Annotated in this window: 10 protein-coding genes; 8 read left to right on the top strand and 2 right to left on the bottom strand. The window is 73.5% G+C overall.

Going from position 1 to position 12790, the window contains the following annotated elements; all coding sequences use genetic code 11:
* Positions 1-25 precede the first annotated feature (25 nt).
* The 7 genes from JKV81_RS14285 to JKV81_RS14255 all read left to right on the top strand — a co-directional run bounded on the left by JKV81_RS14285 (position 26) and on the right by JKV81_RS14255 (position 8676).
* A complete protein-coding gene (locus JKV81_RS14285; protein WP_202076219.1) occupies positions 26-1627 on the top strand; it encodes a hypothetical protein in 1602 nt (533 codons plus the stop codon).
* A 450-nt stretch (positions 1628-2077) separates the two neighbouring features.
* On the top strand, positions 2078-3028 hold the full coding sequence (locus JKV81_RS14280) for an ABC transporter ATP-binding protein (protein ID WP_236056637.1): 951 nt from the start codon (positions 2078-2080) through the stop codon (positions 3026-3028).
* Positions 3028-3750, top strand: coding sequence for an ABC transporter permease (locus tag JKV81_RS14275; RefSeq protein ID WP_124277220.1), 723 nt, complete (start codon positions 3028-3030; stop codon positions 3748-3750). The genes JKV81_RS14280 and JKV81_RS14275 overlap by 1 nt, the downstream gene beginning before the upstream one ends.
* A gap of 11 nt (positions 3751-3761) precedes the next feature.
* The gene (locus tag JKV81_RS14270) at positions 3762-4937 is read left to right on the top strand and encodes a sensor histidine kinase (RefSeq protein WP_307820538.1); all 1176 of its coding nucleotides are present in this window, start codon (positions 3762-3764) and stop codon (positions 4935-4937) included.
* 115 nt (positions 4938-5052) lie between these two features.
* Positions 5053-5685 carry a response regulator transcription factor gene (locus JKV81_RS14265; RefSeq protein ID WP_124277218.1) on the top strand — a complete coding sequence of 211 codons (633 nt, stop codon included), beginning with the start codon at positions 5053-5055 and terminating at the stop codon, positions 5683-5685.
* A 376-nt stretch (positions 5686-6061) separates the two neighbouring features.
* A complete protein-coding gene (locus JKV81_RS14260; RefSeq protein ID WP_202076249.1) occupies positions 6062-7459 on the top strand; it encodes an MFS transporter in 1398 nt (465 codons plus the stop codon).
* Positions 7456-8676, top strand: coding sequence for an FAD-dependent monooxygenase (locus JKV81_RS14255; RefSeq protein ID WP_202076217.1), 1221 nt, complete (start codon positions 7456-7458; stop codon positions 8674-8676). The genes JKV81_RS14260 and JKV81_RS14255 overlap by 4 nt, the downstream gene beginning before the upstream one ends.
* Before the next feature lie 51 nt (positions 8677-8727).
* Here the strand turns inward: JKV81_RS14255 and JKV81_RS14250 are convergent, their stop codons facing one another.
* On the bottom strand, positions 8728-10242 hold the full coding sequence (locus JKV81_RS14250) for an MFS transporter (RefSeq protein WP_202076215.1): 1515 nt from the start codon (positions 10240-10242) through the stop codon (positions 8728-8730).
* A gap of 248 nt (positions 10243-10490) precedes the next feature.
* On the opposite strand from JKV81_RS14250, the gene JKV81_RS14245 reads away from it, so the two are divergent.
* Positions 10491-12035, top strand: a complete 1545-nt coding sequence (locus JKV81_RS14245; RefSeq protein WP_202076213.1) for an MFS transporter — start codon at positions 10491-10493, stop codon at positions 12033-12035.
* Here the strand turns inward: JKV81_RS14245 and pepE are convergent.
* Complete coding sequence (pepE, locus tag JKV81_RS14240) at positions 12001-12729, bottom strand: dipeptidase PepE (RefSeq protein ID WP_202076212.1); 729 nt, start codon at positions 12727-12729, stop codon at positions 12001-12003. The two genes, JKV81_RS14245 and pepE, sit on opposite strands and share 35 nt — an antisense overlap.
* Positions 12730-12790: the final 61 nt, after the last annotated feature.

The raw sequence follows: 12790 nt of genomic DNA, 5'->3' as shown, positions 1-12790 counted from the left end.
TTCGGTTGCCGGAGGTGACCGGACCATGACTGCCTGTGCCATCGAGGACATGACCGCCGGAGTCGCGGGGACCGCTGCGGCGGCCGGATCCGCACCCGAAGCGGCGGAGCCGGACGGGCCGGCGGAGCCCGTGAAACCGCGCGCCGGGGGTGCGCCGGCCGGGGACCCGGACGCGGACGGGGAGGGTGCGGCCGGAGCGGGCGCGTCCGAGGGGGACACCGGTGCGGGCGCGGCGGAGGCGAAGGCGGACCCGGCAGCCTCCCCGGCCGGGCCGCGCGAAGGGGGCGCACCGGAGGTGGGCGCGCCTGAGGCGAGGGCCCCCGAGGTGAGGGCGCCGGAGGTCGAGGCGCCCGAGGTGAGGGCATCCCAGGTGAGAGCGCCCGAGGTGCAGGCGCCCGGGGCGGCTGCCGTTCCTCCCCTGCCGCCCATGCCGTCCGCCCCGCCCGCCGTCTCGTCCGCTCCGCCCTCGGCCCCGGAAGCCCCCGCGCGCACGGTCGAGGCGGCTCTCCCTCCGGCCCCGCCACGTCTCGTGCCGCCCGCGCTCACCCTCGGCGCCGGCCACACGTACGCCGCGCGGCTCACCCCGGCCGGGGAGGCGACCGGGCCCGGCTGGTTCCCCGAGCGCTGGACGCTGGACGGCCCCGAGCCGTACGCCGTTCCCCTCCCCCTGGACCGGCCCGAGGAGGCCGCCTCCGACGTACTGCCGCTCTCGGACGGGCGGGTGCTGATCCGGCGGGAGGTGGCGGCGGGCCGGCACACGTTCTCGCTGCTCTACCCGACGGGCCCCGGCACGGGCGAGGTCCCGCTGGGCGCCCTCGACTGCCCGGAGCTGACGCTCCTCCCGCCGTCCCCGGACGGCATGAGCGCCTATGCCCTGCTCCCGGGAAAACGTTCCACCGGCGTGTGGCTGGTGGCGGGCGGCGCGTTCGGTCCCGAGCAGGTGGCCGACGTCCCGGGCCGCTGTTCCGGCGGTGTCTGGCTGGACCGCGAGGGCCGGCTGCTCGCCCTGGACCGGCAGATGACGGGCGGCGGCCCCGTGAAGGCGGTGGTCGTGGACCTGGGCCGCGGCGGCGAGGTGACCCCCCTGCTCCAGATCGCGCCGGAGAGCAACGACCGGCTGCTGCTGGCCGACGCCGACAGCGGGCTCCTGCTGGTCCGTTCGGACGCACCCGGCCACGACCGGCTCGGCTGGGGCGTGCTCGGCAGCTGCCTCCCGGTGCGGTTCCCCGAGTGTCTGCGCGCCCCGGACGAGACGCTGACGCCGTTCGCCGTGCAGCCCGGCCAGATGCTGATGCCGGAGAGCTGCGCGGTGGCGCTGCGGATCGACGGGGCCGGGGGCAGCTGGGTGGGGCTGTGGCGTCCGGCGGGGCGCCGGCTGCACCAGTTCGCGGCGCCCGGCGGATGGCTCGCCGGATCGGGCTTCTGGACCCGGGAAGGGGTGCTCCATCTGCCGTACTCGCAGGAGGACGCGCCCTGCGCCGTGGCGTTGATGGAGGCTCCGGTGGACGAACCCCATCCGGCCGTCACGACCGGAACGAACGCGTCCGGGGCCACGCCTCCGCGCGGGGTCTGCACACCCGTACCTCTGGGGCAGGCGCCTCTCACGGGTCGCATCGCACCTGGATAAACTCGGCCCGGGGCTACGCAGCCGTTCCGTTCGGACGCCGACGGTGACCGTGCCGGGTGGCCGCGACACACACGTAAGCGATTGCAACGGGGAGACTTCCCACATGTCTGAAGCCCGAACCGACACGACCCAGACGCGTCCGCCGGAAGCGGACACGGAACGGGCCGAAGCCGGCGGCTACGGAAAGCACCGAGGAGGCGCATCCGCGGAGAACGTGACCGTGCAGCCGCACGGCCGTCACCGGCGTCCCTCCGAAGGGGGTGGCAGCGCGGCGGCCTGAACCGCTCCGCACGACACGAGGGCCGTCGCAGCCGTCCGGCAGCGGCGGCCCTCGGCGTTGCGGCGGGCTCGCCCCTCCCCCGACAGGGACCGCACCCAGGACATTTGTCACCGCGTAGTCCGTACGCACGCCCCTGCCGCGGGATCCGCCGGGTCCGTAGCGTCATCGGCATGACACGGACAACGGGGAGCAAGGGGAACGGACCGGCGGTGGAGTTCACCGCGGCGGTCAAGACGTTCGGCCGGGCGGGGAGCACCGTCCGGGCGGTCGACGGAATGGATCTGACGGTCGGGCGGGGCGAGACCGTCGCGCTGCTGGGCCGCAACGGCGCGGGGAAGTCCACGGCCATCAGCTTGCTGCTGGGGCTGAACGATCCCGACTCCGGCACGGTGCGCCTCCTCGGCCGGGCGCCCGACCGGGCGGTCCGCGCCGGGCTGGCCGGGGCGATGCTCCAGGACGGGCGCCCGATCCCCCGGGTGACGGTGGGTGAGCTGATCCGCTTCGTCGCGGCTCTCTACCCGCGCCCGCTGCCGGTGGCCGAGGCGCTCGCCCTCGCGGGGGTGACGGAGTACGCGGACCGGCGCGTCGACAAGCTGTCGGGCGGCCAGGTCCAGCGCGTCCGGTTCGCCGTCGCGCTGGCCGGGGACCCCGAACTGGTCGTGCTGGACGAGCCGACGGCCGCGCTGGACGTGGAGGCGAGGCGCGCGTTCTGGGTCTCGATCCGGTCCTTCGCGGAACGCGGCAGGACCGTCCTGTTCTCCACGCACCATCTGGAGGAGGCCGACGGCAACGCCGACCGGATCGTGGTCCTGCACCGCGGCCGGGTCGTCGCGGACGGCAGCGGCGAGGCGATCAAGCGCTCTGCGGGCGGCGGCCTGGTCTCCATCGACCTGGCCGGCCGTTCCACCGCCGGGCTGGAGTCGCTCCCCGGTGTCGTGGGCGTCGAGGTGCGCGGCGGCCGGGCCCTGCTGCGTACGGACGACTCGGACGCGACCGTCGTCGAGCTGGCACGGATCGGGGCCGTACGCGGGCTCCAGGTCGGCAGGGCGACCCTGGAGGACGCGTTCCTCTCGCTCACCGCACCGACAGCAGCAGCCGACCAGGTGAAGGAGGCCGCGTGATGTTCCCCTACATCGCACTGGAGATCCGGCGGACCCTGCGTGACCCCACGTTCCTGGTCTTCGGGACGGGCATGCCGCTGATGATGTATCTGCTCTTCACCAATCTCGGCGGGAGCGGTTCCTACGACGACTGGAAGGCCGCGTCGATGGTCGGCATGGCGGCGTACGGGGCGCTCGGCTCCGCCATGGCGATCGGGACGGGCATCGCGTCGGACAAGTCCCTCGGCTGGTTGCAGCAGTTGAGGATCACACCGCTGGACCCGTGGCGCGCGGTGACCGGCCGCGCGATCAGCAGTTCGGTGACGGTCCTGCCGACGGTGCTGGCCATCCTGCTGGCCGGGGGGCTCGTCAACGGCGTACGGCTGGCGGCCTGGCAGTGGGGCGCGCTGGTGCTGCTGCTGTGGCTCGGCGCACTGCCGTTCACCCTGCTGGGCATCGGCAACGGGTACCGGCTCACCCCGCAGGGCACCGGTGTCGTCAACGTGGCCTGCCTGATGGGCTTCGCGCTCGTCGGCGGGCTGTGGTTCCCGCTCGGCGTGTTCCCCGGGTGGCTGCGCGCCGTCGGCGGGTTCACCCCCGCGCACGGGTTCGCCGATCTGGGCTGGTCGACGATCGCCGGGCACGCCCCGGGGGCCGGATCCCTGGCCGTACTGGCCGGGTGGCTGCTGCTGTTCGGCGGTTACGCCGTGATGTCCTACCGTCGGTCGGCGAGGACCGTGTGAGTGGAGTGACCGTGTCCAGGAAGACGCTGAAGCCGAAGAAGACCAGGAAGAGGAACAGGCGGCCCGGCCCGCCCGGCCCGTACGCCCTGCTGCCCGTGCTGCTGATGGGGCTCGGCGCGTTCTCCAACCTCCTCCAGGGCGAGACGTCGAACCCCTGGGTCGGCGGCCTCGGGCTGCTGGCCTTCAACTCCCTCTACATCTCGGTGGTGTTCCGGGGCTTCGACCGGAGGAAGCGGGAGAGCGTCACGTCGTACGTGCTGCTGGCCGCGATGGGGGCCCTCACGTTCGGGCTCGCGATGGGGTACGGCGGCAACTGGCTGCTGTTCTTCCCGTTGTTCTCGCTGGCCTGCGGGACGATCCTGCGCGGCCGGCGGCTGGGCGTCGGCCTGATCGTCCTCGCCGGATGCGCGTGCGCGGTGGCCGTGTGGCGCGGGGACCATGTCTCGGAGCCGTGGACCATCGGCTACGGGACCTTCATCTCCGGGGGTGTGACCGCCGCGATCCTCACCCTGTCCGAGACGGTGATGGAGCTGCGCGCGACCCGGGAGGAGCTGGCCCGCAGCGCCGTCGAGCAGGAGCGGCTGCGCTTCTCGCGCGACCTGCACGATCTGCTCGGCCACACCCTGTCGGTCGTCGTCGTCAAGTCGGAGGCGGCCCGCAGGATCGCTCCGCTCGACATCGACGCGGCGCTCGCCCAGGTCTCGGACATCGAGTCGGTGGGCCGCCAGGCGCTGACCGAGATCCGTGAGGCGGTGACGGGCTACCGCGAGGGGAGCCTGGCCACCGAGCTGGACCGGGCCGGGCCGGTGCTGAGCGCCGCCGGGATCGAGGCGGTCGTGCACCGCTCGGGGCCACCGCCCGACCCGGAGACCGACACGCTGCTGGGCTGGGTCGCCCGGGAGGCCGTCACCAACGCCGTACGCCACAGTGGCGCGACCCGCTGTGTGTTCGAGCTCGGCTCCACACCCGATCGGGTGAGGCTGACCGTGACGGACGACGGCGCGGGTCCCGGCCCGGAGCAGCCTGCGGGCACGGCCGGCGGTACGGGGCTCAGGGGACTGGCCGAGCGGCTGGCCGCCGCGGGCGGCTCGCTGGAGTCGGGCCCCGGCCCGGACGGCGGCTTCGTCGTGACCGCGGAACTGCCGGCCTGGCCGGGGGACGGTGCGGGCGGGCGGAACTGCGGCTGAGGAACGGCCTGCCGGGCGGGCGGGACCGGGCAGCTGAGCAGCGGCCCACCGGGCGGGCGGCGCCGTCGGGCCCCCGCGCGGGGCCCCGGCGGCCTAATCTGAGCCCGTGAACGAGATGCCGCAGGACCACCGGCCCACGGGTCCGGTACGCATCCTGCTCGCCGAGGACCAGGGGATGATGCGCAGCGCCCTCGCCCTGCTGCTCGGCATGGAGCCGGACTTCGAGGTGGTCGCCCAGGTGGCCGCCGGGGACAGGATCGTGGACGAGGCGCTCGTCTCGCGCCCGGACGTGGCGCTGCTGGACATCGAACTCCCGGGCCGCAGCGGCCTGGACGCGGCCGCCGACCTGCGTACGGAGGTGCCGGACTGCCGGGTGCTGATCCTGACGACGTTCGGCAGGCCGGGCTATCTGCGACGCGCCATGGAGGCCGGCGCGTCCGGTTTCCTGGTGAAGGACGGGCCGGTCGGGGACCTGGCGAAGGCGATCCGGCAGGTGCTGGGCGGCGAGACGGTGATCGATCCGGCGCTGGCCGCCGCCGCGCTGGGCGCGGGCCCCAGCCCGCTGACCCCGCGGGAGCGGGACGCGCTCAACGCGTCCGTGGACGGGGCGACGGTCGCCGACATCGCCGCGAAGCTGAGCCTGTCGGAGTCGACGGTCCGGAACTACCTCTCCTCGGCGATCGGCAAGACGGGGACCCGTAACCGCATGGAGGCGATGCGCGCGGCACGCCGGCAGGGCTGGCTCTGAGACCGTCCCGGTGGGCGCCGGCAGGACCGGCTCCGAGACCGGTCCCGGTGGACGCCGTCAGTCCGGCCCGCCCCCGCGCAGGCGCCCCCGGCCATCGCTGAATCACGGGTCCCTGGAGCGGAGTTGACGCCCGACGGCGTTCCGGCACGTCTCCCGCACCCCCTACCGCGGTAGCACCTCCACTTTGGCTCCCGGGTATGACGCCCGGCGCGCAGCCGTGCCCGCACACTCCGTCCCGTCCGGCCCGCATCAGACGGAGGGGAGCTCCACCCATGGGATCAGCGAGCCATCGGCAGGGAGGCCAGGGGTGACGGCGCGACAGGACGGGCACGAGCCCGCCGGACCGGCCGGCCGCATCGAGTCCGTAACGACGCTCATGACCACAGGCCCGGCGCCTCCGGCCCGCATGGGGAAGGCCGCTGTCTGGGCCCTCGGCATGCTGGCCGTCTCCACCGGCGCCCTGGAGTCGGTCGTGTCGCCGACGCTCCCGCTCCTGCAACGGGAGCTGGACATGACTCCGGCCGAAGGGGCGCTCCTCAACATCGTGCTCGCCGTCACCGGCGCGCTGGTCACGCCGCTCGCAGGCAAGTTCGGCGACCGTTACGGCGGAAAGCGGGTCCTGATCCGGCTGATGACGGTGGTCTCGGCCGGTGGCCTGGTCTCCTCCCTGGCGCCCAGCCTGCCGGTGCTGCTGCTCGGTCAGATTCTCCAGGGGGCGATGGTGGGCGCGCTGCCCCTGTCCTTCATCGTGGTGCGCAAGCACCTGCCCATCGGAGAGTCGAAGGTGGCCATCGGGCTGGTCAGCGGAATGTTCGTGGGCGGCTCGATGGTGGGGATGCTGTCGGCCGGGCCCGTGGCGGAAGCACTCTCGCGGCACTGGATGTTCGCGCTGCCGACGTTCGCGGTCATCGGGTTCACCCTGCTGGTGAACAGGCTGATGCCGCCGGACGCGCCGGGCAGGCCGGACGGCGCCGGGATCGACTGGCCCGGCCTGCTTCTCCTGAGCGGGATTCTGGTCACGCTCATGCTCGTGTTCGCGCTGGCGCCCGATGCCGGCTCGCAGCCGCTCGTGCTCGGCGCCCTCCTCGTGCTCCTGGCCGCCTTCGTGGCCGGATGGCTGGCCGTCGAACGCCGAGCGGCCGCGCCCCTGGTCGATCTGCGCATGCTGGCACGGCCGGTGATCTGGAAGTCATGTGTGGTGACGTTCGTGATGTGCCTCGGTACCGCGATGGGGGTCTATCTCGTTCCGCAGCTGCTCGACGCGTCCGGCGACGGATACGGCTTCGGGGCCGGCCCCACCGCGATCGGCTTCGTCCTCCTGCCCGGCGCCGTGGCCGCGACGCTGGCCGGACCGGCCGGCGGGATCGGCGAGCGGCGCTTCGGCCCTCGTGCCGTGGTCACGACCGCCGCCGTCCTCATGGCCGTCGCCCTGCTCACCCTGTCGGTCGCGCACACCGAGATCTGGCACATCGTCGTCGGCAAGGCGCTGATCGCGCTCGCCAACGGCCTGTGCGTCACGGCCATGGTGACGAGCATCGCCTCTTCCGTCGACGAGAGCGACACCGGCATCGCCACCAGCCTGGTCCTGGTGACCCGTGTGCTGGGGTCAGCCGTGGGCGGGATGCTCGGCGGCGCGCTCCTCACCTCCGGGGTCCCCTCCGGCTCGGACGTCCCGGCCGAATCGGCCTTCGTCACCGGCTTCCTCATCGCAGGCGTCGTCGCGGCGCTGTCCCTGCTTGTCGTCCGCACCATGAGCAAAGGAGTCAACGAATGACCCGCACCGATCAGCCGACGGACATCCGTCACGCAACGGGGCGCACCGTCCTGATATCCGGGGCCGGCATCGCGGGCCCCGCCCTCGCCTTCTGGCTGAACCGGTGCGGCCACGCGGTCACGGTGGTGGAGAAGGCGGGCACGCCGCGCAGCGGTGGCTACCCCATCGATGTGCGCGGCACCGCTCTGGAGGTCGTCCGGCGGATGGGGATCCTGCCGCGGCTCCGGGAGGCGCACGTCGACCTGCGCCGGCTGACCTTCCTCGAAGGCGACGGCCGGGTGGTGGCCTCGCTCCACCCGCATGCCGTCACCGGGGGTGTCGCGGGACAGGACCTGGAGGTACGGCGCGGGGATCTGACCGACGCGCTCCACGCGGCGGTCCGTGACGACGTCGAGTTCGTGTTCGACGACTCCATCGAGACCTTCGACCAGTCCGCCCACGGGGTCGACGTCGCCTTCCGAGGAGGCGGCAGCCGTACGTTCGACATGGTGATCGGTGCGGACGGTACGCACTCACGTACCCGGGAGGCGCTGTTCGGGCCCGAGGAGCAGTTCCACCGGTACCTCGGTTACTGCTTCGCCGTGTTCACCGCGCGCAACACCCTCGGCCTCTCCCACGAGACCGTCATGTGGAACACCCCGGGCAGGGCCGCGGCGCTCTACGCCGTGGGGGCCGGCGAGGAGGTTCACGCCTTTCTGAACTTCGCCCGGCCGGAACCGCCGTTCGACGCGTTCGGGGACCCCGGAGCCCAACGCGACCTGCTCACCGAGGTCTTCGCCGACGCGGGCTGGGAGGTCCCGGGCATGCTGGCCGCCCTGGACGACACGGACGACCTGTTCTTCGACGCGGTCAGCCAGATCCGCATGCCCCGTTGGTCCAGCGGCAGGGTCGCGCTGGTGGGCGACGCCGCCTACACGCCCTCGTTCCTCACCGGACAGGGCACCAGCCTCGCACTCGTCGGCGCGTACATGCTCGCCGCTTCGCTGGCCGGCCGGGCCCCCGCCCCGGGCTTCGCCGCCTACGAACACGCCACCCGTGCGTTCGTGACCGCGAACCAGGGGCTGGTCGGCGAGGGCGGCGCCACGCTCTTCCCCACCACCGCCGAGGCCCTGCGACAGCGCAACGACAGGCTGCGCGGTCTCACCGCCCTGCCCTCCGGGGAGGGACGCTCCGCCCACTCGGCCCTCACCCTGCCGGAGTTCCCGCCCACGAGGTGAACCCGGGGCGGACGAGGCGTCGCCGGGCGGGCGGGACTTCCACAACACGCCCTAGGCCTCCGGGGAGTGCAGCGCGGGCGCCGTCTCCTTCCCGGCGCTTCCCGGGCGGCCTCCGGCCCGGGTGCCCGTGGGCCTCTCCCCGCGTCCGGGCAGCCAGACCAGCATCATCAGCGCCCCGGCGACCAGGACCACGGCGGAGGTGCGGAAGGCCAGGGCGTAACCGGCGGTGATCTCCGCGGCGCCCCCGGAGCCCGCCGTGCGGGCCGCCGCGACCGTGGAGAGCACCGCGAGGCCCAGCGCGCCGCCCATCGTGCGGGAGGTGTTGACCAGCCCGGAGACGAGTCCCGCGTCGCCGGGTGCCGCGCCGGAGGTGGCGAGCGTGGCCAGCGGGGTGGAGGCCAGTCCGGCCCCGGCCATCATCAGGACGCCGGGGAGGCAGACCGAGGTGAGGTAGGAGCCGTGCACGCCCATGGTGGACTGCCAGCCGAAACCGGCGGCGGCGACCAGGGCGCCTACCACGGCCAGGGCCTTGGCGCCGGTCCGCGCCATGAGGGCGGGCGCGGCCTTGGCGCCGACGAAGACGGCGACGGAGCTCGGTACGAGCGCGAAGCCGGCCTCCAGCGGTGTGTAGCCCAGCACGTTCTGCGCGTAGACGGTCATGAAGTACCACATGCAGAACGTCGCCGAGCCCAGCAGCAGCATCGACACGTTCGCCGCCGAGACGGCCCGCACCCCGAGCACCCGCAGCGGCATCAGCGGTGCGGCAGTCCTCCACTCCACCAGGACGAACACGCCGAGCAGCGCCAGTCCGCCCAGGAGGGGCACCAGGGTGGCGGCCGAGGCCCAGCCGGCGGCCTCGGTCTGCACGATGCCGTACGCCGTCGTCGCCAGGCCCGCCGTGACGAGCACCGCGCCCAGCAGGTCGACGCGGCGCCGGTCGCCCGCCCGGCCCTCGGCCAGCCACACCGCCGCGCCGGCGATGACGAGGACGCCGACCGGCACGTTGATGAGCAGGACCCACCGCCAGGACAGGACGTCGGTGAGCACCCCGCCGATCAGCCCGCCGGCCGCTCCACCGCCCGCGCCGACCGCCATCCAGGTGCCGATCGCCCTGCTCCGCGCGGGGCCCTCGGGGACGGCGGCGGTGAGGATCGTGAGGGTCGCCGGGGAGAGCACGGCGGCGCCCAGCCCCTGCCCGGCCCGCGCCGCGAGGAGCTGCCAGCCCTCCTGCGCCAGGCCTCCGGCCAGGGAGGCCGCGGTGAAGAGGGCGAGCCCGGTCAGGAACATCCGCTTGCGGCCGTAGATGTCCGCGGCCCGCCCGCCGAGGAGCATGAAGCCGGCGAAGGCGATGGAGTAGGCGTTGACGACCCACTGCAGCCCGGGGGCGCTCAGGCCCAGGTCGGTGCGCATGGACGGCAGCGCCACATTGACGACGGACACGTCCAGGACGACCAGGAACTGGCCGGTGCAGGCGGCCGCGACCACGGCCCAGGTACGGGTTCTCGTACGGGTTCTCGATCGGGCGGGAGGCCGCGGGGGCGGGGTGACGTCAACCATGGGTGTCATACTCGCAGGCCACTCGTGCCCCGTACATCCGTTTCCGCTCCCCCTTCGGTCCCGACACTTCTCCGCCCCCCGGCGTAGGACCTCCGCCGACTTCCCTGTTTTTACGCCGCGTTCACCGGAATATCGCGGACGTACGGAAGCGTTCAACATGCACACACTTGGCGGTCGGCGCTGCCCGCTCGGCGCGCTGCCGCATGCTCCACCCCGCTCTGACTGCCGCATCTTTTCCCTGCCCGGAGGCCTCACGTATGCAACGGACGACGAACGAACCGCAGGCGGGGGAGCTCCCCGACCCGGGCCGCGGCAAGAGGGAGGGCGGGAGCAAGGGCGTCGTCCCCGTACTCGCGTTCGCGGGGATCACCGTCGCGGTCATGCAGACCCTGCTCGTCCCCGTCATCAAGGACCTGCCGTCCCTGCTGGGCACCGACCCGGCGAACGCCACCTGGGTCATGACCGCCACCCTGCTCGCCGGGGCCGTCGCCACCCCGATCATGGGGCGGCTCGGCGATCTGAACGGCAAGCGGCGGATGCTGCTGGCCAGCCTCGCCGTGATGGTGGTGGGCTCGCTGATCTGCGCCTCCACCGACAACCTCGTGATCATGATCGTCGGCCGGGCGCTCCAAGGCTTCGCCATGGGCGCCATCCCGCTGGGCATCGGCATCATGCGCGATGTGCTGCCGCGCGAGAAGCTCGGCTCGGCGATGGCCCTGATGAGCTCCTCCATAGGCGTGGGCGGCGGACTCGCGCTGCCCGCGGCCGCGCTCGTCGCCCAGCACGCCGACTGGCACGCGCTCTTCCTCGCCTCGGCCGCCCTCGGGGTGCTGGCCATGACGCTGACCGTGCTCGTCGTGCCGGAGCCGCCGCTGCGCGCGCCGGGGCGCTTCGACCTCGCCGGGGCGCTGGGGCTCTCCCTCGGCCTGGTCTGCCTGCTGCTGCCCGTGACCAAGGGCGGCGACTGGGGCTGGACCTCTCCGCTGACCCTCGGCCTGATCGCCGCGTCCCTGGTGATCCTGGTGCTGTGGGGCCTGTTCGAGCTGCGCTCGTCCGCACCGCTGGTCGACCTGCGGACCAGTGCCCGCCGCGAGGTGCTGCTCACCAACCTCGTCTCGATCATGGTCGGGGTGGCCTTCTACGCCGTCTCCCTGGTCCTGCCGCAGCTGCTCCAGCTGCCCGCGGCGACGGGGTACGGCCTGGGGCAGTCCATGGTGGTGGCCGGGCTCTGCGTGGCGCCCCTGGGCCTGACCATGATGTTCGTGGCCCCGCTGTACGCCCGGCTCTCCGCCCGCCGCGGCCCCAAGACCACCCTGATCCTCGGCATGCTGGTCATCGCCGTCGGTTACGGGGCGGGGCTCGGCCTGATGAGCGCCGCCTGGCAGACCGTGATCATCGCGGTGGTGCTCGGGGCGGGCATCGGGCTGGCGTACTCCTCGCTGCCCGCCCTGATCATCGGCGCGGTCGACGCGTCGGAGACGGGTGCGGCCAACGGTCTGAACACGCTGATGCGGTCGATCGGCACCTCGCTGTCGAGCGCGGTGATCGGCATGGTGCTGGCGAACACCTCGGTGCGGATGGGGGCGGTCGACGTCCCCACCATGGAAGGCTTCCGGACCTCGTTCATGATCGCCACGGGGGCGGTGCTGATCGGCCTGGTGCTGGCCGCGTTCCTGCCGGCGCAGCGGCAGCCGCGCCCGGTGCTGCTGGCCAGCAGCGCCGGTGACGCGCATGCCGCCGCGGAGGCCGCCCCCGTGGCGGTGCGGGTCAGCGCGCCGGAGCGTCGAACCTCGGCTCAGTAGCCAGCAGCCACGACACATCGGTCCCGGCCGCGAGCTCCTGCGGCCGGGCGCCGCGGGCGAACAGCCGGGCGGGGCGGGCTCCCTGGACCGTCGCCGCGCCCTCCCGGACCCGGAGCCAGGAGCCCTCGCGCAGCCCGAGCACGGGGACGTCGTTCTCCTCCAGGAATTCGGTGAGCCGCTCCTCGCGGGTCTCGCCCTTGTGGGTGCTGGCCGGGTCCGGGTCCAGGTAGTGCGGGTTGATCTGGAACGGGACCAGGCCCAGCGCGTCGAAGGACGGCGGCTGCACGATGGGCATGTCGTTGGAGGTCCGGAGGGTCGGCGCGGCCATGTTGGTGCCGGCGCTGGCCCCCATGTACGGCAGCCCGCTGCGCGCGGCGTCCCGCACCGCCTCGCGCAGGCCGGTGCGGTAGAGGGCGTCGAGGAGCCGGAAGGAGTTGCCTCCGCCGATGAACACGGCGTCCGAGGCGGCGAGTTCGGCCACCGGGTCGGCGTTCTCGTGGACGCCGCGCACCCGGATCCCGGACGGTTCCAGAGCGGCGCGGACCCGCGCGGTGTACGCGTCGTGATCGGCCAGCGCGTACGGCACGAAGGCGAGCCGCGCCTCCGGCGGGAGGAACGCGGTGACGGTGTCCAGAGCGTGTTCCAGATAACCGCGGCCGTACTGGGTGGAGTTGGAGAGCAGCAGCAGATTCACAGAGGTTCCTCGTGCGGTGGGGCGGAGAGCCGGGCGTACGGCTCATTGCGGAGAGCCGGGC

It is taken from the genome of Streptomyces silvae, from assembly GCF_016745505.1.
GTDB lineage: Bacteria > Actinomycetota > Actinomycetes > Streptomycetales > Streptomycetaceae > Streptomyces > Streptomyces silvae.
Note: the sequence above shows the minus strand (reverse complement) of the source record. Positions and strands in the feature narration are given on the sequence as shown.